21 protein-coding genes are annotated in these 25,360 nt (G+C 60.5%); 6 read left to right on the top strand and 15 right to left on the bottom strand.

Annotated elements, in window-relative coordinates:
- Nucleotides 1-120: 120 nt before the first annotated feature.
- The 9 genes from scpA to VL598_RS05740 all read right to left on the bottom strand — a co-directional run bounded on the left by scpA (nucleotide 121) and on the right by VL598_RS05740 (nucleotide 9,036).
- A complete protein-coding gene (gene scpA / locus VL598_RS05780; RefSeq protein ID WP_325325768.1) occupies nucleotides 121-2,244 on the bottom strand; it encodes a methylmalonyl-CoA mutase in 2,124 nt (707 codons plus the stop codon).
- Nucleotides 2,245-2,312: 68 nt separating this feature from the next.
- Nucleotides 2,313-3,146: a Pnap_2097 family protein gene (locus VL598_RS05775; RefSeq protein WP_325325738.1), complete on the bottom strand. Its 834-nt coding sequence runs from the start codon at nucleotides 3,144-3,146 to the stop codon at nucleotides 2,313-2,315.
- Nucleotides 3,147-3,150: 4 nt separating this feature from the next.
- Nucleotides 3,151-4,449, bottom strand: a complete 1,299-nt coding sequence (locus VL598_RS05770) for an MSMEG_0569 family flavin-dependent oxidoreductase (protein ID WP_325325737.1) — start codon at nucleotides 4,447-4,449, stop codon at nucleotides 3,151-3,153.
- 97 nt (nucleotides 4,450-4,546) lie between these two features.
- Entirely contained in the window at nucleotides 4,547-4,831 is a 285-nt protein-coding gene (locus VL598_RS05765; protein ID WP_325325736.1) for an MSMEG_0570 family nitrogen starvation response protein, read from the bottom strand.
- 51 nt (nucleotides 4,832-4,882) lie between these two features.
- Nucleotides 4,883-5,881: a sll0787 family AIR synthase-like protein gene (locus VL598_RS05760; protein WP_325325735.1), complete on the bottom strand. Its 999-nt coding sequence runs from the start codon at nucleotides 5,879-5,881 to the stop codon at nucleotides 4,883-4,885.
- Complete coding sequence (locus tag VL598_RS05755; RefSeq protein ID WP_325325734.1) at nucleotides 5,878-6,438, bottom strand: MSMEG_0567/Sll0786 family nitrogen starvation N-acetyltransferase; 561 nt, start codon at nucleotides 6,436-6,438, stop codon at nucleotides 5,878-5,880. The genes VL598_RS05760 and VL598_RS05755 overlap by 4 nt, the downstream gene beginning before the upstream one ends.
- A 2-nt stretch (nucleotides 6,439-6,440) precedes the next feature.
- Nucleotides 6,441-7,511: an MSMEG_0568 family radical SAM protein gene (locus tag VL598_RS05750; protein ID WP_325325767.1), complete on the bottom strand. Its 1,071-nt coding sequence runs from the start codon at nucleotides 7,509-7,511 to the stop codon at nucleotides 6,441-6,443.
- Nucleotides 7,504-8,538: a Nit6803 family nitrilase gene (locus VL598_RS05745; RefSeq protein ID WP_325325733.1), complete on the bottom strand. Its 1,035-nt coding sequence runs from the start codon at nucleotides 8,536-8,538 to the stop codon at nucleotides 7,504-7,506. The genes VL598_RS05750 and VL598_RS05745 overlap by 8 nt, the downstream gene beginning before the upstream one ends.
- A gap of 15 nt (nucleotides 8,539-8,553) precedes the next feature.
- Complete coding sequence (locus VL598_RS05740; RefSeq protein ID WP_325325732.1) at nucleotides 8,554-9,036, bottom strand: MSMEG_0572/Sll0783 family nitrogen starvation response protein; 483 nt, start codon at nucleotides 9,034-9,036, stop codon at nucleotides 8,554-8,556.
- 403 nt (nucleotides 9,037-9,439) lie between these two features.
- Between VL598_RS05740 and VL598_RS05735 the strand changes: the two genes are divergently transcribed.
- Nucleotides 9,440-10,831: a PLP-dependent aminotransferase family protein gene (locus VL598_RS05735; RefSeq protein WP_325325731.1), complete on the top strand. Its 1,392-nt coding sequence runs from the start codon at nucleotides 9,440-9,442 to the stop codon at nucleotides 10,829-10,831.
- A 191-nt stretch (nucleotides 10,832-11,022) separates the two neighbouring features.
- Here the strand turns inward: VL598_RS05735 and VL598_RS05730 are convergent, their stop codons facing one another.
- Nucleotides 11,023-11,691, bottom strand: a complete 669-nt coding sequence (locus VL598_RS05730; RefSeq protein ID WP_325325730.1) for a dienelactone hydrolase family protein — start codon at nucleotides 11,689-11,691, stop codon at nucleotides 11,023-11,025.
- A 361-nt stretch (nucleotides 11,692-12,052) separates the two neighbouring features.
- Here VL598_RS05730 and VL598_RS05725 point away from each other — a divergent pair, with 361 nt between their 5' ends.
- The 3 genes from VL598_RS05725 to chrA all read left to right on the top strand — a co-directional run bounded on the left by VL598_RS05725 (nucleotide 12,053) and on the right by chrA (nucleotide 14,706).
- Nucleotides 12,053-13,000: a universal stress protein gene (locus VL598_RS05725; RefSeq protein WP_325325729.1), complete on the top strand. Its 948-nt coding sequence runs from the start codon at nucleotides 12,053-12,055 to the stop codon at nucleotides 12,998-13,000.
- 130 nt (nucleotides 13,001-13,130) lie between these two features.
- Nucleotides 13,131-13,448, top strand: coding sequence for a hypothetical protein (locus VL598_RS05720; protein ID WP_325325728.1), 318 nt, complete (start codon nucleotides 13,131-13,133; stop codon nucleotides 13,446-13,448).
- Entirely contained in the window at nucleotides 13,444-14,706 is a 1,263-nt protein-coding gene (gene chrA / locus VL598_RS05715) for a chromate efflux transporter (RefSeq protein ID WP_325325766.1), read from the top strand. The genes VL598_RS05720 and chrA overlap by 5 nt, the downstream gene beginning before the upstream one ends.
- Nucleotides 14,707-14,806: 100 nt before the next feature.
- Here chrA and VL598_RS05710 read toward each other — a convergent pair whose 3' ends face one another.
- Nucleotides 14,807-15,460 carry a peroxiredoxin gene (locus VL598_RS05710; protein WP_325325727.1) on the bottom strand — a complete coding sequence of 218 codons (654 nt, stop codon included), beginning with the start codon at nucleotides 15,458-15,460 and terminating at the stop codon, nucleotides 14,807-14,809.
- 666 nt (nucleotides 15,461-16,126) lie between these two features.
- Here VL598_RS05710 and VL598_RS05705 point away from each other — a divergent pair.
- Nucleotides 16,127-16,714 carry an ANTAR domain-containing response regulator gene (locus tag VL598_RS05705; RefSeq protein ID WP_325325726.1) on the top strand — a complete coding sequence of 196 codons (588 nt, stop codon included), beginning with the start codon at nucleotides 16,127-16,129 and terminating at the stop codon, nucleotides 16,712-16,714.
- A gap of 2 nt (nucleotides 16,715-16,716) precedes the next feature.
- A complete protein-coding gene (locus tag VL598_RS05700) occupies nucleotides 16,717-17,826 on the top strand; it encodes a CmpA/NrtA family ABC transporter substrate-binding protein (protein ID WP_325325725.1) in 1,110 nt (369 codons plus the stop codon).
- A gap of 608 nt (nucleotides 17,827-18,434) precedes the next feature.
- Here the strand turns inward: VL598_RS05700 and VL598_RS05695 are convergent.
- From VL598_RS05695 to VL598_RS05680, 4 genes are all read right to left on the bottom strand, one after another.
- Nucleotides 18,435-18,908, bottom strand: a complete 474-nt coding sequence (locus VL598_RS05695; RefSeq protein ID WP_325325724.1) for a universal stress protein — start codon at nucleotides 18,906-18,908, stop codon at nucleotides 18,435-18,437.
- Nucleotides 18,909-19,073: 165 nt separating this feature from the next.
- Nucleotides 19,074-20,156: an NAD(P)/FAD-dependent oxidoreductase gene (locus tag VL598_RS05690; protein WP_325325723.1), complete on the bottom strand. Its 1,083-nt coding sequence runs from the start codon at nucleotides 20,154-20,156 to the stop codon at nucleotides 19,074-19,076.
- Between the two features lie 292 nt (nucleotides 20,157-20,448).
- Nucleotides 20,449-21,579, bottom strand: a complete 1,131-nt coding sequence (locus VL598_RS05685; RefSeq protein ID WP_325325722.1) for a porin — start codon at nucleotides 21,577-21,579, stop codon at nucleotides 20,449-20,451.
- A 1,185-nt stretch (nucleotides 21,580-22,764) separates the two neighbouring features.
- A partial coding sequence (locus VL598_RS05680; RefSeq protein WP_325325721.1) for an error-prone DNA polymerase occupies nucleotides 22,765-25,360 on the bottom strand: 2,596 nt, incomplete at its 5' end.

Here is a 25,360-nt window from a genome sequence, read left to right as displayed (position 1 = left end):
CCCCGCCGCGCTTTCTTCCTACGCCGAGAGCACCGCTCGTCGCCCCCTGCGGGCATTGCCCGCGGGTGCTCTAGCATGCCCTTCTTCCAAGTGCTCATGGTCGCAGGTTCCTCGCCTGTGCTAACGCGCTCGCTCGTCGCATCGCTGCGCATCCGATGCAGCAAGACCGAGGCAAAATCGCTGCGCTTGCCTCGTGCAAAGCGCAGCGCGTGCGACGGCCTCCACCACGGCATCGAGCGGCGTCCCGGGTCCGAATATCTCCTCGACGCCACACCGCTTGAGCACGGCCACGTGCTCATCAGGCACGATACCGCCTACGACAACGGCGATGCGGGCCTGATGGCTGGCGAGCTCCTGCAAGACTTCGGGAACCAACGCGAGATGCGTACCCGCAAGCGACGAAATGCCGATCACGTCGACTCGCCTCACGAGTGCGTCTCGCACGACCGCCTGCGGGGACGCAAACAATTGCCCAAGCGATACATCGCAACCTGCATCGCTAAGCGCCGCCGCGACCAACTTCACGCCGCGATCGTGACCATCTTGCCCTAGCTTGGCGATCAACACCCTAGGGGTGCGCCCAGTGTCGCGATGAAACCGTTCGATTTGATCGCATGCTGCGCGCCATGCGGGATCGGCGACGCGCGCACGCGCGTAAAGCCCGACCGACGTTGAAATCGGCGTGTTGTAACGCGGCCAAATTGCTTCCAGTGCCGTCGTACATTCCCCGACGGTGGCACGGGCGCGCATGCAATCGATCGTCAAAGCGAGCAGGTTTCCGGTTCCGGTGCGGGCAGCATTCGCTAGCGCTTCAAGCGAGCGCTCAACGTCAGCCTGGTTGCGCCGATGCTTTGCCGCCTCGATTCTCCTGGCTTGCTGCGCGCGTACACGCCGACCGTCCACCTCGAAGCAATGGGTGTGCTCGTCGACGTCCTCAGCGACGAAACGATTAACGCCGACGACGACGCGCTCCTTACCGTCAATCTTGGCCTGTGTCTGAACGGCACGCTCATGAATACGTCGCTGCACCCACCCCGAGCGAATCGCGTGAAGCACGCCCCCCTCGCCATCAATTTCTTGCATGAGCGCATCGACGCGCTGCGCGACGTCGTGGGTCAACGACTCCATCATGTACGAGCCGGCCCATGGATCGATGACGTCGCACAACCCCATCTCGTGCTGAAGAATCAATTGGGTATCGCGTGCGACGCGTGCGGCCGCCACGGACGGCAGCGCGATCGCCTCGTCGTATGCGTTGGTATGCAGCGACTGCGTTCCGCCGAACACGGCCGCGAGCGCTTGAGCTGTCGTGCGCACAATGTTGTTCTCGGTTTGATGCGCGCTCAACGTCCATCCCGAAGTCTGGCAATGCATGCGCAAGGCGCGTGCCTTATCCGAGCGAGCCCCGCATGATTCGGCGATGCGAGACCAGACGAGCCGAGCCGCACGGAGCTTGGCGATTTCAGCGAAGAAATCCGAGCCGACGCCGAAAAAGAAGCTCACACGCTCACACACGTTGTCGGCGCTCAGGCCTCGCTCGATCAGCGATTCGACATACGCTCTCGCGTTGGCCATGGTGAGCGCAAGCTCGAGCACGGCATCGGCTCCGGCTTCCTGCAGGTGATAACCCGACACCGAAAGCGCGTTGAAGCGCGGTGCGTGTGTCGCGAGAAACTCGACGACATCCGCGGCGATGCGCATAGAAGGCTCGGGCGCAAAGATCCACGTATTGCGGACCATGTACTCCTTGAGGATGTCGTTCTGAATCGTCCCTCTCAACTGGCTCGATGGGACGCCAACCTCCTCGGCGGCAACCATGAAGGCCGCCATGATGGGCAGCACGGCGCCATTCATCGTCATCGATACGGAGACTCGATCGAGGGGCACATCCGCAAAAAGACGCACCATATCTTCGACCGTATCAATCGCAACACCGGCCATCCCGACGTCTGCAGCTACAAGTGGGTCATCGGAATCGTAGCCGCGCTGCGTGGGCAGATCGAACGCCACCGATAAACCTTGTGCACCTTGCGCAAGCGCCGTGCGAAAGGCCAAATTGGAATCGGCCGCATCCGCGTAGCCGCCATACTGCCGGATCGTCCATGGCCTCTGGGTGTACATGGATGAGTAAGGCCCACGCACGAATGGCGCATGGCCTGGCAAGTTGTCCAGATGCGGGAGGCCCACGGAGTCGGCTGCGGTGTAAAGCGGCTTGATACTGAGCGGTGCGTTGAACCGCCGCATTCGTTTGTCGGCATCATCGACGCCGGCGCAGCTCATCGGGTCCGCGGACATCCCGTCGGGCGATGCCGTCATCGCACCCTCCAATGCTTTTCGGTCAATACGTCGGCAATCTTCTGCCCGTCGCTGCCGCGCCGCACCTCACACCAGTGCGCAATGCCGATCTCATCGACATTCTCGGCGAGCACGTGAACCTCGAGTGAATCCCCAATATTCACGTTGCCATAGAAATGCAGGTCTCGCCTCGCCAGTACCGGGGGATCCGGGAACAGGTGCCGCTGCCATTCCGCGCGATCGATGAAGGCCTGAAAGCTGGCGAAGTAAAGAAAGTCGGCCCCATTGAAGTCGTTGCTCGGGCACGGCAGGAACACGCTCGGCGCATAGAGCGCGGATGCTGCTCCGGCGAGGCGCTCACACGCTTCGCGCTCGCCGGCGCGCAAGCGCTTGCCCAGCAGCACCATCTCTCTGGCGGCATCGGGTATCGGACTCACGTTGCCCGCGAGTTTGGCCAATACTGCGCGGGAAACCGAACGGTTGTCCCGCGCCGCATGTCGTTGAACAAACGTAGTCGACATCGCAAGCGCTGCCGACTCAATTCCGTTCCATAGGAGCTTATGCATGCTGAAATGGCGAACGGCCCCCGTCCGGCACAGTGATGTCTCGATCTCGATGCTGTCGTTTTCGACGATCCTGTCGATCCGCGTTGCTCGCAAGCTGATCGCTGTGAACGCAGCGTACGACCGAGAACCGTCTTCCGCGACGAAGTCCGGGCAATCGCGGCCAGAATGCTCCGCCAATGCTTCCCAATGCCGATGCCCGCATTCCTTGAGCAACCAGTTCTCGGACAGCCCCGTGAAACACAACTGTGGCATCCCCGCGATATAGCGATGCTTCGCTGAAACCATCGCTTTACGCCGCCATCGTTGCCGCACGGGACGCTGACGCCGCCTCACGAGCGACGATCGCATCGACTATGTGCTCGGCATCGCGAGCGACGCCCGAGAAACGCCCGGAACCCCAGGTGTGCAGCCACGGCAGCCCGATGAAATAAAGCCCGGGCTGTGGGGTGATGCCGCGCTGATGGGCCGGATAGCCGCGCCCATTAAACACGGGCGCATCGAGCCATGAAAAGTCCGGCGTGAAGCCGATGCACCAGACGATCGACGTGATGCCGCTTTGCGCGAGAACGAGTGTCGTGCGTTCGCCGGATGGACTCAATACCGCTTCATAGTGGGTCGCGGGCGGTGCATCGATGCCGTTCTTTGCGATGAAGGCATCGATACCTGCGTTGATGCGGTTGTACGTATTGTCCGCATCATCGAGGTTCGCTACGAGGTCAGGGGCGAAACACAGCTCGCCTCCACGCATATCTTGCAGCGTGCCATAGAGCTCCATGCCTTCGCGAGCGAACTTGCGCAAGTCGATATCCCGGCCGCCGTCCCGCCCCGTCACGTAATGATTCGTGTTGTCGCGCACGCCTTCGCGTAGCGGATGCTGCTCGACCGGCATCTCGTAGTAGCCCATGTCCGCGAGCCAATCGACGACATCGCGTCCCCGATAAAAGCGGGCACAGCGCGGTGCCTGACCGACCGCCAGATACACCTTGCGGCCAGCCAAATGCAAATCTTCTGCGATCTGCGCGCCCGACTGCCCCGATCCGACGACGAGCACGGCGCCTTCGGGCAAGCCTTGCGCATTACGGTACTCGGACGACTGAATTTGCACGATGTCCGTCGGTATACGTTCAGCCATGCGCGGCACGATCGGCTGATGGTAGCCCCCCGCAGCGACGACGACATGGTCCGCCGTGAACTCGCCGCGCGTCGTCACGACCTGATAACGCCCATCGCCCCCCCGCTTTACCCGCTTCACTTCCGTATCCTCGAGGACGGGCGCGCCGACTGATGCGATAAAGCCGTCGAGGTAGCCGATGATCTCGTCCTTCTTCATGAAGCCGTGCGGATCCGGGCCCGTGTAGTGATGTCCCGGCAAAAGGCATTGCCAGTTCGGAGTGACGAGGCAAAACGAATCCCATCGTTGATTGCGCCACGTGTGCGTCACCGTCTGCTTTTCAAACACCAGGTGATCGATGCCAGCCCGCTTCAAGTAGTAGCTGATGGACAGCCCGGCCTGACCGCCGCCGACGATCAGCACGCTGTAATGACCGCCTTGCGTGAGCTCGGTGTCGATATTCGACGGATGCGACATGATGAATTTCCGCTTTTAAAAGTCTGTTACTACGAGCCCCGCAAGACAGAACACACGGGAGTGCAGGGTTATTCAATCAAAAACCAGGACCTTAACGTCAATTGAGGCCCAACACGGTCACCACCGCATCGGGAACGCCGACGAAGCGCAGCGCATCATGCTCAATTTGCGCGAGCTGATCCATGGCAGCCGAACAGGCATATCCATACTTCTGGCGCACGCGCTCGGAAGCGTTGCCGAGTGCCTCGCGCGAGCGCTCCAGGAACTCGTGAAGGGCGTACCGGTCTCCGGGCTTGAAAAACTCGCTGACGATGCTCGACGGCGAATAGCAGTTCGCTTCCGCGCCATCGGGCCACCGGATGCGAAAGTACATGACAGGCATGATCAATCCTCGACTAAAGTCGCCTTAATGAAAGGCCTCGCGCTGTGCACGTCAGAGCGCATCCCCATGGCTTGCGCCGATAAAGGCGGCGTCGCTGAAATCCCATAACAGCGCTTGCTCGCCTCGTCTTTCCAAAACCGCTTTGCGCGATGCATCGACCGTGCCGATGACCGCGCATGCGAGCGAACGATCCGCAAAACGCGCCATGACCTCGTCGACATGCGCATCGCGTACCGAGAGTAAAAAACCGAAGCTTGGAAACGACAGGAGCCAGCGCTCGAAATCGGCATCCGTTTCGATACCGTGCGGTCGCGCAATGGAATCGAGATCGATGCACGCACCGACGCCGGAGCACTCGAGCAACATGAGAGCGGTGCCGAGTACACCACCCATGCTGATGTCCTTGGCCGCGTCGCATAAGCCGTCTTCGGCCAGCGCAGGCAACAACTCGAGATCGGCGCGCAACCGGTTTGCCGGCGCCCCGACCGATGCGTTCCAGAATGGATAGGGGTCCTCAAACTTGCCGCGCAAGTCGACAGCCATCAACAGTCGGTCACCCGGCCGTGCATTGAAGCTCGAAAGAAGCTTCCGAGCGCGCCCGATGATCGACACGGCCAACTGTGCGCCGTCGTTGCGCGTATTAGTGTGCCCGCCGACCACAGGTATTCCGTAGGCAACCGAGGCAGCCGCCATCCCATCGAGCACCGGCTGCGCAGCCGTCAAACCATCGGCCCATAACGCATCGACGACGGCAATCGGCCGCCCGCCCATCGCGTAGATGTCGCTGACGTTGACCATCACGCTGCTGTAGCCCGCAAACCAGGGCATCGCTTTGACGAATTCGCCGACCATGCCTTCGATCGCAAAGAGCAGATACCCATCCGCGTCTGCAATGGCGGCACAATCGTCACCGACCGCGATCGCCTGAGAAAGGTCTTGCATGCCGCCCGGCATTCTCTGGGCAAGCGACGCGACCACTCCGGCGATATCGTTCTTATGGCAAAAGCCGCGGCTGGCGCGCAGCCGCTCCACCAGTGCTTCGACACTCATGCAGCGCTCCCGGTGCGAATCACGAATCCCGCATGCGGTGTGGCGCAAGGCGGGTAATGCTCGAGCTGCGCCTGCATCAAGTGATGGGGGCGACCGTGCAAGGTTTCCTCGCCGAGCACATCCCAGCGCAGCCGCCGAAAAAGCGGCACGTTCTGGCTCTGGACGTGTGCAAGAAACGTCTTGCAGCCAAGCGAGTGCGCACTGCTCACCGCGAGACGGATCAGCGTCGAGCCAATTTTGCCGTGGCGCCGAAACGCCGCGTGCACGGCAAGCCGAGAACCGAGCCACACCCCCGGCCCCGTTTCATGGATGCGCACCGTGCCGACGATCTGCTCCGGCATCCCGGCGATACAGCTCACCGCGACGAGCTGTTGTGCGCGCTCGTCGATGTCGTCGCGATCGTCGCCTACAAAAACCCCTTGCTCCAAGCAAAAGACCGCACGCCGGAGCTTGAACGCTTCGGACGCTTCCCAGGCGAGCGTCGTCCACTTGATGCGGTATTCCGTCGGCACGTAGGCGAGCGGCAACGGGTCGACATCGATCATTTCGGCCAGCATGCTCACTCCTCGTATGACGACAGCGACGAACACGCGCCGCACTTGCCGCAGCCTGCCTTGATATCGGCGGAACGCATGCCCGCCTCGCGCAGCATTGCGCCGAGCGGCGCCAGTACCGATTTCATAAAACCGGGCGACGGCGCCGGGTGATCTTCAAGCGGCGTGCCGCTGATCGGCACGAACGGAACGACGAACGGATACACGCCGATCTCAATCAGTTCGCGGGACATGTCGAGAATTCCGGTAGCACTATCGCCGAGTCCGGCCAGGATGTAGGTGCTGACCTGACCACGGCCGAACACTGCAACTGCGGCCTTGAACGCCTCCATGTAGCGCGCGAGCGGCACGGTTGCCTTACCCGGCATGATCCGCTCGCGCACCTCCGGCGTCACGACTTCCAGATGCATGCCGAGCGTGTCGATTCCGCTCGCCTTCATCCGCTCGAACCAGCGATCGTCGTCAGGGGGCTCGCACTGTGCCTGGATCGGCAAGTCCACCGCCGAACGAATCGCAAACGCGCTTTCGCACAGAATTTTCGCGCCACGATCAGGCGTTGGCGGGGTACCCGTCGTCAACACCATATGCTTCACACCGTCGAGCAGCACGGCCGCGCGCGCCACCTCGGCCAGCTGCTCTGGCGTCTTGCGGGCGATCGTGCGGCCTGCGGCAAGCGATTGACCGATTGCGCAGAACTTGCACGCCTTGCGGCGGCTTTCGTAGCGAATGCAGGTTTGCAGCACCGTCGTCGCAAGCACGTCGGCGCTATGCAGCGTTGCGATCTGTGAATATGGCACGCCGTCGAGCGTTTGCAGCGCGTAAAAGCGCGGCTGCTTCGGGAAGCGAATACTGGCGATCGGGATCGTGCCGCTCATGAGCGCACTCGTTCCGTTCTCGTCGGGTTGCGAGGCGACGAACGGCGAATTCCACGCCGTGCTGGTATGCACCGGCACCATGATCGTCACACCATCCACGGTGACGGCCTTGTGATCGGACGGACCGGCCCCACCACGGCGGCTCGAGGCGCCGGCAGCAGGGTCGACCAAGCGCAGGCCTCGCGACTGAAGCTCAGTCATCAATTGCCGGCTCTTCGCCGACGCATTCTCGCTGACGCTCATGAAATGCTCCTACGTTGAGGACTTCGTCATTTGCCTGCCCTGCTTTGGGATGGCGCATCGGGCTAACCGGGACGGCGGGGCGATCGTTGATCGCGAGGCTCAGCAGCTCAGGCCGAGCATAGTGGCCGACCGAATCCATCATGCGCTTGCGTTTGGTGATAAGAGACATGTCGAGATCCGCGACGACAATGCCCTCGCCTTCTCGCAGCGGCTCGGTCAAATGCTGGCCTTCTGGCGAGACGATGGCGGTATTGCAACCGCCACGCAACGCTCGCTGAAGTTTCGGGTCGTCGGTGATCGATGTGATTTGTGCGTCCGTCAGCCACCCGGTGGCGTTCACGACAAAGCATCCCGATTCGAGCGCATGATGGCGGATCGCCACATCCATTTGCTCCGCGAATATCGGACCGACTAGCGAGCCCGGAAACTGGCTGCAATGAATCTCTTCATGCTGTGCCATGAGCGTGTACCGCGCGAGCGGGTTGTAATGCTCCCAGCATGCAAGTGCACCGATTCTTCCAATTCCCGTATGGGCGACCTTCAGGCCGCTCGCGTCGCCTTGCCCCCAGATCATGCGTTCATGAAACGTCGGGGTGATCTTGCGGCGCTTCAAGACGAGCCGGCCGTCGACATCGAAGACCAGCTGCGCGTTGTACAGACTTCCGTGATCGCGCTCATTGACGCCAAGCACGACAACCATCGCATGCCTGCGCGCACGTTCGGCGACAGCCTTCGTCACGGGTCCCGGCACGACTACCGCTTCCTCGTAGAGGCGCATATGCTCGGCCCCCGATGCGACAGGGGGACGAATAAACGAGAAATACGGGTAGTACGGAACGAACGTTTCGGGAAAGACGCACAGTTGCGCACCTTTGCCTGCGGCTTCGTCGATGGCCGCGCAAACCTTCTCTAGCGTTGCGCTGCAGCGCTCGAGATCCGGAGCGATCTGCACGGCTGCCGCGCGAATGATGCGTCGATCGGACATGCTAGGACTTGCCCCTTAGACGGTCCACGTGTGGATGATGAGTGCGTTCTCCCTGCGATGCAGAAGCTGGAGGTCGAGCACGTCGAGCGGGTTGATCGGCCGAATGCCTTCGATGAGCGATGCCTCGCCGTGCCCGTACAGTGCTTGCAGCGCGAAGCGGCACGCGTAGACCTTGCCGCCCTCAGTCATGAATTTGACGAGTTGCTTGTTGAAGTTCAGATGTCCCGGGAACGCCTCATCGCCGAGCGTCGGGAAGCCGCGCTGCAGACCAAGCGTCACACCCGGCCCATAGAGCAGCACCGATGTCTCGAAGCCCTTGCGCTGCAGGCGAGTGGCTTGCAGCAGGTTCACGAAACCAATCGACCCTTCGAACGCGACCGTATGGAACGTAACCAGCGCTTTCTCGCCTGGCTCGGCTTTCACGTCCTCGAAAACTTTCTCCTCGTAATCGACGAGGAAATCACCGTTCTTGTGAAGTGGTGTATTAACTGCAGGCATGGTGTTCTCCGACTCAACTGCGAATTAATAAAAATGCCGAATCGATTTATTCGGACAGACGCGAAGGGATTAATGCAACCGCTGTGCCATGCCGAGGGACTCAAAATGCAATCAACTTGCAATCATTAAGGTGGCTGACGACTTGGACGCCACATAATTTCTTTCATCTTTGCCCGGACAACTCGTGCGCCGTGCAATACGTCGTGTGGAGCACTGCACGGAAGACCGCTTGAAGTGCGCCGCCCTGAGGCAGGCTGCCGCGTATTGGTGCATCCAACACCAAAATAAAACATCGACGCGATCAATGCCATCAATATAATCTGACAAATAACTGATTTATTTATCCATCCACGGCGAACGTGATATCTTCGTTGTCCGGAAATGAAGTTTTGGCAGTCCAATCATGAATGCTCTGACTAATCATTGGCTTAAAAGATTGTCGGAGAGCCGCAAGCCGGCCTATTTGACCATTCCCGATCTGATCGAAGAAGATCTCGCGAGCGGCCGCCTGCGGCCGCGCGATCGTCTGCCCGGATTGAGGGACCTCGCGAATGCACTGCATCTGAACTACACGACCGTCGCACGCGCCTATGCGGAGGCGCGCAAGCGAGGACTTCTCGATGCGCGCGCAGGCAGCGGCACGTTCGTGCGCGGCCGGACGCAGACGCTGCCGATTGCGGGCGGCGGCAGTGTCGAGATGTCGATGAACATGCCGCCGGAGCCACCCCAGTTGGCCGCACGCTTGCGCGAATCGGCAGCGAGCCTGTTCGCCGGCATGGACCCGTTCCGGCTGTTGCGCTACCAGGATTTCGGCGGTACCTCCGCAGACCGTGCAGCGGGCAGAGATTGGCTCAGACAGTGTCTGCCGAGCTGCCATGAGGATACGGTGCTCGTCTGTCCGGGTATTCATAGCGTGCTCGTTGCCCTGCTCTCGCAGCTGGTCCGCACCGGCGAGACAATATGTCTGGATGCGCTTGCCTATCCGGGAATCAAAGCGATCGCGTCGCAACTAGGCGTGCGTTTGCAAGGTTTAGCGCGCGACGAGGACGGTCCGCTACCTCATGTTTTCGAAGCGTTGTGCAAAGCCGAACGGCCGGCGGCGTTCTATTGCAATCCGACACTGCAGAATCCAAGCACGCTGACACTTTCCGCTGGACGTCGAGAAGCATTGGTGGATGTCGCGCTTCGCTATAACGTTCCGATCATTGAGGACGACGCATACGGTAACCTGCCGCAGCGCAGTCCCGCACCGCTCGCAACGCTGGCGCCCGAATTGACTTTTTATGTGACGGGCTTGGCCAAAACGGTGGGTGCAGGGTTGCGCATCGCCTACGTCAGCGCGCCGACCGTGCGGCAAACGCAACGCATTGCAGGCGCACTACGGGCGACGACCGTCATGCCAAACGCATTTACCGCTGCGCTGGCAACGCAGTGGATCAGCGACGGCATCGCGCACGACATGCTGAGTGCGATCCGTGGCGAAGCGAACGAACGCCAGGCGATCGCTTCGCAGGAACTGGCAGCGTGGCGATACGACGCCCATCAAGACGGCTTTCACCTGTGGTTACCGATTCCGCCGCAATGTGACTGGAGCGCGCCTGAACTTGCGCTGCAGTTGCGTAATCGAGGCATCGGCGCGGTCGCGGGCGCCGCTTTCTCGACGGACGGAAACTCGCCTAACGCGATACGCGTCTGCTTGGGCGGTCCGCAAGATCGAGACGGCTGCCGCCAAGCATTGAAGCAGATCGCCGACATGCTCGAGGATCCGCATCAGCTTCATATGCCGATGATGTAATCATCATGAGCGGTGGCAGCTGCGATGGTGATATGTCTACAGAAGCGCTCCGCGGCACCAGAAGTCCCTTCCCAGCAAGCGGATGGCGGTCGCCTGCTCACTGCCATAAACAGACGAGCAGCGTATTTCAGGTCTTGCGTCGGCGGATACTTCATGCTCCCGCGAACGCCTTCGCACGGCGATGCACAGCACTAATCGGGAACCGGACCGCTTGCCGCCTCGGCCAGCCAGTGCAAGAACCATTGCGCCGCCAGATGCGCCACCTGCTCGAGCGCGCCCGACTCTTCAAAAAGATGCGTGGCGCCTGGCACGATTTCGATCCGATGCTCGCAGGCAAGCCGATCTGCCGCGGCTTCGTTCAGACGCAGAACCTCCCTATCCAGCTCACCGACGATGAAGAGCGTGGGCGCGGCCACATCGGTAAGCGCGTCCTGTGCAAGGTCCGGGCGGCCGCCGCGCGATACCAGCGCGCGAACGGATTTGTCGCCTGCCGCGACGCTCAGCGCCGCCGCCGCCCCAGTGCTGGCTCCAAAAAGCCCCATTGGTAGCAATGCCGTCGACGGCTCCCGGCGCAGCCAATCGAGCGCGCAACTCAGTCTTTGTGCCAGCAAGGGGATGTCGAAACGGTACTCCGCCGAAAGCAGATCGCGCCGGGACTCCTCGTCCGTCAGCAAATCGAAAAGCAGCGTGGCAAGCCCCAATTGATGTAGCGTATCCGCCACATCGCGATTGCGCGGACTCAGCCTGCTGCTGCCGCTGCCGTGCGCGAATGCGACGATGCCACGTGCCCCATCAGGTATTACCAGCATCCCCTCGAGCATCCGGCGATCGCTGGGGATCATCACTTTTGCGGTTTGCATGGCCCAGGCTCCGCGTCCAACGCGACCATGCGAGTGCGCGCAAATTGAGTGCCACGCGCACTCCTTCCATTAAATCAATCACTTAAATCGTTTTCCCCGACGATATCCACAGAGACGTTCACAGAAAATGTGGACAACCCAACATATGCTTCAGAGGGCGGCACCTCAGCGGATCAGGATTCGGCGCAGGAGTGTCAACAGACGGCACTCACGTTGCTTCCTCCATCAACATGCTTTGCGCCTCGAGGTGCATTCGAATGAAAACGTGATGGATAAAGGCCGGATTCGACGGATTAGCCCGCAGCATGACGCTTCGAGCGACACGCCCCCATGCTGCCTGGCGAGCGAGTTGAGGTAAGGAATGGACAGTGATTACAAACGCTTGCCAGCGCGCAAGGTGCTCCTCGCAATCGATGACTCAATCGCGTCGCCAACGTCGCATCGTGCGTTGGCCTATGCGCGGGATCTGGCGACAGTTGGCGGTGAAATATTGGCGGTGCGCGTGGGCGCCGGTCCGAAATCGCCCGTGCCTGCAACGACACTTGACTCGCACGGGCCGCCGGTGACGCGCAACCCCTGGATGAACGACACCAGCGAAGCCGTCGATCAAGCGCGCGAATTTTGCGCCGAGTTGAACATTGTCTTGCATGCAACGATCATCGACCTGACGGAGCGTGGCGGCCATATTGCGCATGCCCTGGCGGAGACGGCGCAAACCTGGGAAGCCGATCTGGTGGTTGCCGGCGCGCGTCCGGAGCACAGGCAGCGAGGCTGGATCGAGCACACCGTCGCAGAACTGATCTGCAAGCTGGCTCAATGCCCGTTGCTTGTTGTCCCAGCGAGCTTCGATCGCAATGCCGAATTCGCGTGCAAAAGGATCCTTTTTGCCGTCGACGGTAGCGACGCCGCACTGTTCGCGCTTCGCTACGGCGCGCGGTTGGCCATGGCAGACGCCCATTTGCATGCCATTTATGTCGTCGATCGGGCCGTTCATCTCACCGATTTCGTGCCAGTGCATCTACTTGCCGAGGGCTTTCTCGCCAAAGGCAGCGCAGCGCTCACACAAGCGCAGACCATTCTTAGCGGCACACCCAGCAAAACGAGCACCGCGCTGGTCACCACTGAGCGTACCGCCGACGATGTCGCTCACACCCTGGTGCGCGAGGCTTTGCGTTGGAATGCAGGGTTGTTGACGATGGGCACCCGCGCCAGACGTGGCGTGGCCCATTGGTTGCCGAGCCATGACGTAATTCGCGTCGCGCGGCTTACCCAAACGCCGCTACTGCTCATTGGCACAAACCAGAATTGATTGATCCGCACGGCATGAGGTACGCAATTCCGGGCTGGAGCTCCACTCCTATGGCCATGCGCTTCAAAGTAGCCGTCCGGGCCACAACGGCGCTAAACTTTGGGTGACGCACCCTTGGCGGAGAGCCATCATGGACGACCTTGACCCGAACCGGACGTTTCGCGGGCTTCCGTTGACACCGGAGCAAGATGCCGAGATCAGGCATTACATCAAGGTTCGCAAGCAACAAGGCAAACCGTGGGACACCCCCGAGCTTGCTGCGATGCTACGCGACATGCTGGAGCCGCCGACCGCCGAAGCAGACGATGTGCTCCCGGATTTCGACGAAACGCGCTTAGCCGCGGAGCGCGCGCAGTTTCTCATCGAAGACCAATTGGACCCGACAGAAGCCGCCGAAGAATGGCAAGCGGCGATGGAGTCAGAAGTAATGAAGAGGTCCAATCATTAAATCGACTGCCACGCTTCCGTCCTGCCCACGTTGCGCCAACCGCGCTTTCGAAGTATTTGCGGCGTTTCTTAAGCTAGGCCTCACTTCGTTTGGTGGCCCTGTCGCCCATCTGGGCTACTTTCGCCGTGAGTTCGTCGAGCGTCGACGTTGGCTCGACGATGAGACGTACACCGATCTGCTCGCGCTCTGCCAGTTTCTGCCCGGGCCAGCGAGCAGTCAGGTCGGCTTTTCAATTGGACTCATGCGCGCTGGCTGGCTTGGGGGAATGGCGGCCTGGTGTGCCTTCACATTGCCTTCAGCGCTGATGCTGATCGCGTTCGCCGCCGCGGCAGCGAAGCTGAGCGGCCTGCTAGGCGAAGGGCTTGTGCATGGCCTGAAGCTCACCGCAGTCGCCATCGTCGCACAAGCGGTATGGGACATGGGAAGACGCCTATGCCCCGATCGAAGGCGCACTGCGATCGCGCTCGGCGCTGTCATGCTGCTCAGCGTGGTGCAATCCGATTACGCGCAACTTCTCGTTATCGCGCTGGGCGCAGTAGTCGGTGTCTATGCCTGTCGAGCGAGTGCCTCGCCAAGGCAAGGGCAACCGTCCTCTTCGAGGAAAGTAGCGGTGCCGGTGCCTCACTGGGCAAGCATTGCCGCACTTGCGATCTTCTGCCTGCTGTTGTTCGGTATTCCGGCTGCCACCGGCCTCGCGCATGCAGCGCACCTCTACGCGCTCGATGCGACGCTGCGGCTTTTCGATGCGTTCTATCGCTCGGGGGCGCTCGTCTTCGGCGGCGGCCACGTCGTGCTGCCCCTGCTGCAACATCAACCTGCAATTACCGGGGCCGTCGATCCCAGCCAATTTCTCTCGGGCTACGGTGCGGCACAGGCAGTCCCAGGTCCGCTCTTTACGTTCGCGGCGTTCCTTGGTTGGGTGATGACAGCAGCGCCCTACCGCATCTTCGGCGCGGCGCTGGCGACAGCGGCGATCTTCCTGCCGGGTCTGTTACTCGTCATCGCAGCCTTGCCGCATTGGCAATCGCTGAGCACCCGTCCATCAACAGCGGCCGTCTTCGCCGGAATCAATGCCGCAGTCGTCGGCTTATTGGCCTCTGCGCTGTATTCGCCAGTATGGACGAGCGCCATCCATACCCCGATCGACTTCGCCATTGCGGCGATCGGATTCTTCTTGCTTGTAAAATGGAAATCGCCGCCGCTTGCAGTCGTGGCGTTCTGTGCAATAGCCGGCGCCGCTCAAGTCGCACTTGGCTGAGCTTGCCTTAGCCTGACACGCATTGAAAAAAATCGGCTCGTGACAAGCCAATTAGAAAATATGCCGGCTCAACACGCCGGCATATCGATATCGTGATTTACTACTTCGGTTGAGCCACCGTGCGCAGATAGGGCTTTAACGTCTTAAAGCCCGCCGGATACTTCTTCGTTGCTTCCTCGTCCGACACCGACGTCGGAATAATGACGTCATCGCCAGGGCGCCAGTTCACAGGCGTAGCAACCGTATGCTTGGCGTTCAGCTGCAGGGCGTCAAGCAAGCGCAGCACTTCATCGAAGTTGCGGCCGGCACTCATCGGGTAAACCAACATCGCCTTTACCTTCTTGTCCGGCCCGACGATGAAGACCGAGCGTACCGTTGCGTTGTCGACGGCTGTCCTGGGTCCACTGCTCGCGTTCGGATGGATCATGTCGTAAAGCTTGGCGACGTTCAGATCGTCATCGCCGATCATCGGATAGTTCACGGCATGGCCCTGCGTTTCGGCAATGTCACCAACCCACCTCTCGTGGTCGCTGACGGGATCAACGCTCAAACCGATGATCTTTGTGTTGCGCTTGTCGAATTCGGGCTTCAGCCGAGCCATATATCCGAGCTCGGTGGTGCATACGGGCGTGAAATCCTTCGGATGTGAGAAAAGGATTGCCCAACCGTCGCCGATCCACTGGTGAAACTGAATCGGGCCTTCAGTCGTGTCGGCATTGAAATCGGGCGCTTCGTCACCGATTCGGATGGTCATTTCAAACCTCCTTTGCTATTGCGTTGGCAAGTCAAAGATCCTCGTACTTGACGCGAATAATGTCGCGCATCTAAAGGCAAGGGATGAAGCTCCAAATTATAGACGTCGAATGAGCAGCCGGTGGCCGCCTCGCACCGAAGCAGATATCGCGGGCGTCGAACGGGTAAGGCGTCGCTTCGAGGCTTACCGCAACGGTGCAACTGCCGCCTCAGTGCAGTACCGATTCGTTTTTGCTGCCGGCCCGATAGCCGGCGCAGGCATAGTGAGTGCTTGCCAGACGCCGCATCATGCTCCGCGTTACAAAAAATGCCTCGCCAACAACCTGCCCGCAAACCGACCCCCAGCGCGGCTGAGGTAGGCCGCGTGTCGTATGGAGCGGTGATATGATCAGCGGCTTCTTGTTGACGGGCAAAACGAGCATGGCACGCTCGCTGATCGAGCCGAGCCGATCTGTAAGCCCTGCGGGGTGGCTCGCGCCACGAACCTTTCTGCCGAGCGGCGAATATGCTCGCGCTCCCTTGCGCTTCGAGCAAGATTCGTTTGCAATTGCAAGAGGGCGGCACCGGCGCAGGTCGAGAAAGCCATCGCTGAGCATACCGGCTGCGGTACGGTGTGCGGTTCCAGCGAGCCCGAAAGCAAGCGATTGTTGACCGCGACGGCGATTGCATGACCTCATCCAAGCTCCGCATCTTGCTCGTTACCGATACCGACAAACCGATCGGCGAAATGCGCGAGGCACTGGCGCGCCTCGGCTACGAAATGCTCGCCGAAGCCGCAACGCCGCAGGCACTGCCCAAGGTTGTCGAGCAAGAACGCCCCGATGTCATCATCATCGATACCGAATCGCCCTCACGTGACACCCTCGAGCATCTGGCCGTCATGAACGAAACCGCCCCGCGGCCTGTGCTGATGTTCAGCCACGATGCGAACCAACGCTTGATTCGGGAGGCCGTGGATGCGGGCGTCACCGCGTACCTGGCCGAAGGCCTCGCGCCCGAACGGCTAGCCCCGATTCTCGAGGTCGCACTGGCACGGTTTGCTCATGAGGAAAAACTGCGTCAACGACTCGCAAAAGTCGAAGGCGAGCTGGCCGAACGCAAGACGATTGACCGGGCAAAGCGGCTGCTGATGGAGCGAGGCAGGATTTCGGAACATGAGGCCTATGCCATGCTGCGCAAGCGCGCAATGGACGGCGGAGTGCGGCTTGCCGAGATCGCGCGCCGGATTGTCGAAGCGGCAGATTCATCGAGGTAGAAATGCACAACGACACCCTTTCCACGGAAGCAACCACGCTGGAAAAGACGCATCTTCGCGTGGGCTTCGTGGCGCTTTCGGACGCGGCGCCAATCGTTGCCGCCAAGGTACTCGAGTTCGGGCACCGCCACGGGCTGACGCTCGAACTGTGCCGCCAGCCCTCTTGGGCGGCCGTGCGCGACAAGCTGCTCGCCGGCGAACTCGATGCCGCGCATGCGCTTTATGGGCTCGTCTATGGTGTCCAGCTTGGCATCGGCGGCCCCCAGGCGGATATGGCTGTCCTCATGGTGTTGAACCGGAATGGACAAGCCATCACGCTTTCCAAGCGACTCGCGCACGCACTCGATCAAACTGGCAATTTGAAAGCTGCGCTTGGCACCCTGGGCCGGCGGCCCGTCTTCGCACAGACGTTTCCGACTGGCACTCATGCCATGTGGCTCTATTACTGGCTTGCTGCACAGAGCGTACATCCGCTGACGGAGATTGAAAGCGTTGTCATTCCGCCGCAGCGAATGGTCGACGCGCTGGCGCGCGACATGCTGGACGGCTTCTGTGCCGGTGAGCCATGGCATGCGCTCGCGCAAGCCTGCGGCGCCGGCGAAACGGTTGCTTCAACGAGCGCCATTTGGCCAGGCCATCCGGAGAAAGTCCTGGCCTGCCGGCGAGACTTCGTTGCACGGCACCCGAATACGGCGCGCGCCTTGATTCAGACCATGCTTGAAGCCTGCCGATGGGTCGACGCGCTGTCCCACCGAGACGAAATCGCGCGATGGCTTGCCAAGCCAGACGCACTTGACGTGCCGTTCGAACTCATCGCCCCACGCCTCTCCGGTCGGCAGACAGGGGGGCGTTTCTCAGAACCTCCGCTGCCCGTGTCGTTTTTTGACGGCGGCGCAGTCAACTATCCACGTATTTCGGAGGGGTGCTGGTTCCTCGGTCAATATCGGCGCTGGGGCTTGCTACGTGGCGATAGCGGAGCAACGGGCGACGCCGAGATCGCGTCAGCCATCAATCAGACTGCGCTCTATCGTGACGCTGCAGCAATCGTCGAAGTGCCGATTCCCGAAGAAACGCGAAAAGACGTGTTTTGCGACGGCGCCACGTGGGGTTGACGCGGCCACCGATCAGCACCGATCAAACCAAAAACGAGCCGGCGTGCGGCATCGAACATTCGCCGCGCCACACAAGTCTGACAATTGGCGGCATCGGCTTCAAAACTTGAAGACGAATCGCACGGCGATGTGCAATAGCGCCAGACAGTCGGCGAGGTCGGGGCAACGAAGCAAAGATCACGTCATGCGTGCGAGGCACCGACGACTGGGCGGTTTCGGCTGGTTGTTCATAGCCGACGGGGGAGAGAACCATGAACCTGATGGAAATGGCGACGGAAGCGGGCTTGCAAATATTGCTCGACGCACGCATCGGCAGCCTGACGTACCACAGCGTCAGCGGGCCGCTTCCAGCACTGCAGCGCTTCGCCGACGCGGTGAAAGCGGCGACGCTCGCCGAATCCCGAAAGCGTAGAAAATCGAGAAGCGACGCAAAGCGGCGGATTTCGCGTCACCCGTCCGCACGAACAAAAGCTGCGCACCATCGCCCATTCGCTTGTCGTCGCAGACGGCTGTCGTGCAGCGTCCAGGACAATATTGGCCGAGAGGCGCGATAGGACCACTTCGAGCAGCTCGCGTGAGCCGAAGCGCACAATGGTGACGTGCGCTTCTTAACGGTTGCCGACGGCAACATCAGCCCTGTCACGCAACAACAGCAGCGGAACGGTTGTATCGCGCAGCAACGATTCCGAGACACTGCCCGCAAGTAGCCGCTTCAGCCCTCTTCGGCCATGCGAATACATGACGACGAGATCGGCGGAAAAATCCTCAATGGCTCGCGTCAGCACAACTGCGACACCGTCCCCGTACGAATCGATCGCTCGCGTGCTCCCCGCGATATGAGCGCGTGCGAAACGCTCGCGCGCATCGTCAAGAACGGACGTTGCCGTACGACTTGCGGTATCGTCGTCCGGCACCATCGGTTCCACAAAATTCTCGGTGAGATCGACCGTCTGCGCGCGGTGCTCGACCACGAAAACTGCCTGCATATCGGCGTGCATGAGGTGCGCAAGCTCGATGGCTTTATCGAGGGCAAGCATTGCACCGTCGCTGCCATCGATAGGTACCAAAATTCGCTGGTACATGGAACGCCTCCCTCTAAAACGCCGCGTCTGAGAGCACCTGCCATGCCAAACACTTGCCGGCGCATCGCGAATGTCCGGCATCCGCGGCAGTATGGTTTCGATCGAAGTCGGGACAACTCCGCGGTTTGCGAATCGGCGACTCTGTGCGTATGTTAACCGGCACCATCAAGCGTCCGTGCGCTGCGCTGCTCCAGCCTCGCCGCCAAGAATGAGCTCCGACAGCTTTGGGTCGTAGCTCGAGTGCACATGCACCCGCTTTGTGTCTGGAAAGGCATACGTGTATGCCTTGCGCAACGCAAGCGCAGCTTCATGAAAACCGGAGAGGATCAACTTTTGCTTGTTGGGATAAACAGCGATATCGCCCACCGCAAAGATGCCAGGCCTCGAAGATTCGTAGTGGGAGGTATCGACCGTCACACGGCCGCCGAGCGTCTCGAGCCCCCACTGTGCAATGGGGCCCAGTTCAGCAACGAGACCGAAGAGTGCAATCACATGGTCGGCCCCGACGGTAACTGTCCCCCCTATCTGCTTGATCATGACGGACCGAAGCACGCCGTCCGGCGCATCCAGAGCGTCTATCGTGCCGATGATCAGTTCAAGCTCACCGGCCGCCACCGCACGCCTGACTTCCTGCACCGTCGCCTCGGCTGCACGGAACGCTTGGCGCCGATGCACAAGTGTCACGCGCTGGGCCACATCGCGAAGGGCGAGCGCCCAGTCGAGTGCTGAGTCGCCGCCGCCGGCCACAATGACGCGCTGATTCACAAATGGGGCGCGCTGACGCACCGCGTAGTGAACATACCGCCCCTCAAGTGCACGCGCCTCCTCAAGCGCGATACGCTGCGGGACAAAAGCGCCGTTGCCTGCGCAAAGCACAATGGCGGCGGTATCGAAAACGAGTCCTGGCTCCGTAGTGACCTGCCAGCGTTTGTTGTCACTACGCTGCTCGACATGCATGACACGATGGCCGAGATGGACAGGCGGCGCAAATGGCTTGCACTGCTGCGTTAAACGCTCGACCAACTCACGCGCCGTGCAAACGGGAATGGCGGGAATATCGAAGATCGGCTTCTCAGGGTAAAGCTCGATGCATTGCCCACCCACCGCATCGAGCGCATCGATGACATGGCACGACAATCCGATCACGCCCGCTTCGAACGCCGCGAAAAGGCCAACGGGGCCGGCTCCCACGATGACTACATCGGTACGGATTGCAGTGGTGCTGTTTGGGGACGATGTCTGATCCACGCTCGATCCTCCATGAAGCGCAACAAACGGTTGTACGCCTCATCTACGTAAAGCGACGGTCAGCCGACGCTACGAGGGGCACAACGAGGACATCTGTTGCGAACGAATCGAGTATAAGTGGGCCGAGCGACAGCAGGTGCAGTGCCCCCCGCTGCGGTGAAATAGGTTCAAATGAGATAGGGCTAAGCCAATGGACTTCGCCCGCCCATGCTGTGCGCCTAAATCTGGGCGCACAAGAAAAAAGGCGCCCCCGGAAGGGCGCCTTTTCAGCAATCAAGCGATCAAGCCGGCTTTAGAAGCGGTGACGCAGGCCCACCGTTGCCGTGGTCTGGTTCATCGAGCTCGACACGCCGTTCATACCGATGGTCGACGGGTTGTACACAAACGCGTTGGCACCCGATGCGCGCTGATAGACAACTTCAGCGTAGAGGTCGGTACGCTTGGACAACGAATAATCAGCTTGCGCGCCAACTTGGTTGAAGTGCTGGCTGATGTCGTTGTTCATCTGCTGCGTGTACGTATAAGCCACGCCCAGACCCAGTGCCGGCGTCAGGTTGTACTTTGCGTTGACTTCGTAGTTGTTTTGATGAATCGTCGGAACAGCCGTCGTGGTGCTGTCAAGACGTGCCTGCGTCCACACGACGCCAGCCTGCGCCGGGCCGAACGCATACGTTGCGCCAGCACCGTAGACACGCAGACGCGTGTTACCCAGCGCGGCAGTCGTAGCGCTGTTCGTGAACGCGCCAAGGCTGCTGAGCGAGTCGACCGCGCCGGTCGTCGAGCCGAACGGGTTGTTCATTTCCGAGTAGGCGCCCGCAACACGCAGACCCTGGAACTGGTACTGTGCGCCAACGCTGTATTCGCGGTTGTTCGCAAACTGGCCAGCCGCGTTCGAGAAGCCATACGTGCCGCCGAACGAGAAGCCAGCGTAATTCGCGCTCATGAACTTGATCGAATTGTTGACCGAGTAGCCACCATTCGTGTTCATGTTGTCCAGGTTGCCGTAGTGGGCAAAGGACGTACCGCCCCAGCTGCCCGTTGCCGTCAACGGTGCGAGGAAGTCCTGATTAGCGTCGTACTGGCGACCGAGCGTCACGGTGCCGTAGTTGCTCGACAGACCAACATACGCTTGACGGTTGAACTCGCCACCATCGTTGGCGAATTTGCCGTTACCGACGTTAAAGCCGTTTTCCAAGTCGAAAACTGCTTTCAGGCCGTTGCCGAGGTCTTCCGAACCCTTCACGCCCCAGCGGCTTTGCTCGATGCCACCGCTCGTTTGTTGCCAGTTCGAATGCCCACCGGCATTGCTCGTGTAAGTGATGCCTGCATCGATAATGCCGTACAGCGTAACGCTGCTCTGAGCATGAGCAGCCACAGCGAAGAAAGAGGCGGACGCTGCCGCGACCATCAGAGTTTTTTTCATGTTAGTGCCTTTCCTAATAACGACTGGCCCGTGAGGACCAGACTACTACAGACGGTCACGGTGCCGTCACCCAGCGCCCGTGGCGCGGAGACAGGCGACAGACCAAACCGTCCCAATGGCTGGGAGTCTACGGGCCGGCCCTCACAAGGGAGAACGTAGCCGGTGCAATTCATTTTTTCGAAAACGGAAATGAACTTCTCGGCACGTGACATAACCAGCTGTTTTTGCAAGGCTAATGCCCGCTTTCGAGCGCATCCACAGTCACGGATGACGCGTCAGTCGGCCGCCCAACGAGCCCGTAAAGAGTTGCAAATTGACAACATGTCTTCATATTGAAGTCACGATCGACGCCCGTCCCCCAATCGGCTGGCGGATTCTGGCGATACTCTTTCGCTCGCTACCTAGTACATGCACCTATACTTCGAAAGCTATCTCGCATGGCATCTGTGCGCGTACGCTATGTGACGCGACGCAATGGGAAGGAACATCACGAACAATGAGCATTCGTGTTTGGGCTTGTCTCTTATTGGCGATAACGGCGCCCTCGATCACGTGGGCGCAACGCCCCGTAACGTATCCGTTGCGCAGCCAATCTGTGAGCCAACAGAGCGTCGACGAAGCGTATTGCTATTGGCAAGCGAAGCAGCAAACGGGCGTCGATATCACGCGCCAACCACAACGGCCAACTCGCTCTCCGCGAGTCGGCGCTGCACTCGATGTGGGCAGCGGTACAGCGGCACCGCCATTACCGCACGGCGCCGACGTCATAGGTGCTGCCAGCGCGGCTGACGCAAGCGCAGTGTTGGTGGCCAGTGGCGCCCAGCTCCCTCCTCTTCCTCATCCTGAACCGCCCATGACGGTTTACTGGCATGCATTTGGCGATTGCATGCAATCCCGCGGCTACGGGGTACATTGACTGCAATCGCCGCGATGAGGCGCAGCATGCCGATTGCCCATGCGGACGTTGCAATGACGGATGGCGTGATCGAAGTCGCAATCAGAGCAACGCCTGCACGGGCTTGCCCTACTTCTATCGATGCCGATAGCAAGATGACTTAGGCCGTTACGCCCCTAATGCGGATAGGCATAACGCTGTTTGATTTCATAGGGCCTCTTGCACCCTTTCGGTTCGTGGTGGTCCACAACCGCAATATGCGACAAGTTCGAGCAAACGCACGCGAAACCTCAATGAAAGTTCCTGCTGACGGATGGCAGCTCTCCAAGCCAATGCGAAAGATCGATTAGCCTGTGCGCCACGAGATGCCGCACTTCCCCCTCGCACTGCCATACGCCCAGCACGCCGAGAAACGAGGCACTGAGCACTTCTTTCCTTTGCTGTTCGAGAACTTTGGGCCAGACGATGACGTTGACGTTGCCGGTCTCGTCTTCGATCGTGATAAAAATGACGCCCTTTGCCGTGTCAGGCCGCTGGCGCACGGTCACAATGCCGCATCCGCGGGCAAGCCGGCCGCTTGGGTAGTGCTGCAAGACCGCGGCCTGCATCAGCCGCTTTTTCTGCAGGCGCGGCCGCAACAACGCCAAAGGATGACGACCGAGCGTCAACCCCATCGATCGGTAATCGCCGACGATATCCTCGCCTTCTGACGGCGCGCTCAATACCGGCGTGTCGTCTTGCACCACGGCGCGCTCGAGCATGTCCTTATCCGGCACAGCCGACACCGATTGCCACAATGCCTCCCGGCGATTGCCGGCAAGAGACGAAAGCGCGTTAGCTGCGGCGAGTACTTGAAGATCATGACGATCGAGCTGTGCTCGGCGCGCCATGTCGCGTACGCTTTCGAACGGACGCACCGCGCGCGCTACCTCGATTCGCTCGGCGCTCTCCTCTCGCATGCCTTTCAACAATGAGAGGCCGAGCCGCACAGCGGGCCTGTCGGCGGCTTCGATTTGCTCGAGTGACGCATCGCCATGGCTGAACATGACATCGGCAGGCAAGACCACAACACCATGTCTTTTCGCGTCCTGCACAAGCTGCGACGGAGAATAGAACCCCATCGGCTGACTGTTGAGCATCGCAGCCAGAAAGGCTTCCGGCTCATGACACTTGAGCCAGCCGCTCGCATAGACGAGCAATGCGAAGCTCGCAGCATGGCTCTCCGGAAATCCGTACTCGCCGAAGCCTTTGATCTGCTCGAAGATGCTGTCGGCAAACGCTTTCTCATAGCCACGTGCTGTCATCCCGCCCACGATGCGCTCATAGTATTTCCCGAGATCGCCCTTGCGCTTCCAGGCCGCCATGGCCCGCCGCAACTGATCGGCCTCACCCGGCGAAAAGCCCGCCGCCAAGATGGCAATCTGCATGACCTGCTCTTGAAAGATGGGCACGCCCAACGTGCGTGAAAGAGCCCGCTTCAAGTCTTCGCTCGGATAAGTTACGGGCTCGATCCCCTGACGGCGCCGCAAATAAGGATGAACGGCACCGCCTTGAATGGGGCCGGGACGCACGATGGCCACTTCGATCACCAAGTCATAGAACGCCTTGGGCTTGAGTCGCGGCAGCATCGACATTTGCGCGCGCGATTCGATCTGAAACACGCCAACCGTATCCGCTCGCGAGATCATCTCGTAGGTTTCGGCGTCCTCGGCGGGAATATCCTGCATTTCAAACCGTTCGCCTCGTCGCTCCGAGGCAAGATCGAGCGTGCGACGAATGGCCGAAAGCATGCCCAATGCCAGCACATCCACCTTTAGCAGTCCTAATGATTCGAGATCATCCTTATCCCATTCGATGACGGATCTGTCCGGCATTGCGGCATTCTCGATGGGCACAAGGCGCGAAAGCTTGCCCCGACTGATGACGAAACCGCCCGAATGCTGCGATAGATGCCGGGGAAATCCGAGCAATTGGATGGCGAGCGTTGCCCATGTTTCGATCAGCGGCGTTTGCGGATCCAGACCACATTCTTCGAAACGCTTGAGTAGATGCTGCCTGCCGTCGAACCATTGTTGCGACTTGGCTACGACATCAACAATGTGCGGATCAACGCCGAGCGCTTTGCCCGTTTCGCGCAGGGCGCCGCGTAGCCGGTAGCACGATACGGCAGCCGCGATTGCGGCACGGTCGCGTCCATACTTCGAATAGATATATTGGATGACTTCTTCGCGGCGCTGATGCTCGAAGTCGACGTCGATATCGGGCGGCTCGCCGCGATCCGAGGAGATGAACCGTTCGAACAGCAGGCGGCCGTCCCGCGGGTCCACATCGGTGATGCGCAAGCAGTAGCAGACCGCGGAGTTCGCCGCCGAGCCGCGGCCTTGACACAGGATGTTTTGGCTCCGCGCGTAACCGACGATGTGATGGACGGTGAGAAAATAAGGCGCGTATTTGAGCTTGGCGATCAGCGCCAATTCATGATCGAGCGATTGGCGGACGGTATCGGGGATGCCGTCGGGATAGCGCGCGGCGGCGCCCTCCCAGGCCATATGGACGAGCGCGTCTTGGGGCGTCGCGAAGCCCGCGCGCATCTCTTCGGGGTATTCGTAATGCAGATCATCGAGCGAGAAGGTCAGCGTCGCATCGAGCGCCGCGGTCTCATCGATCGCTTCCGGCACGTCGCGGAAGAGACGCGCCATCTCGGCGGGCGGCTTTAGATAGCGCTCGGCATTCGCGGCAAGTCGGCGTCCCGCCGTTTCGATCGTCAGGTGCTTGCGGATGCAGGTGAGCACGTCCTGCAATTCGCGCCGGTCGGGATGGTGATAGATCACGTCGTTGACGGCGATGAGCGGCACGGCGGTTTGGCGCGCGAGCGCAGCGCGCCGG

Source organism: Trinickia sp. (assembly GCF_035492435.1).
GTDB lineage: Bacteria > Pseudomonadota > Gammaproteobacteria > Burkholderiales > Burkholderiaceae > Trinickia.
This window is presented reverse-complemented; position numbering and strand designations above follow the sequence as displayed.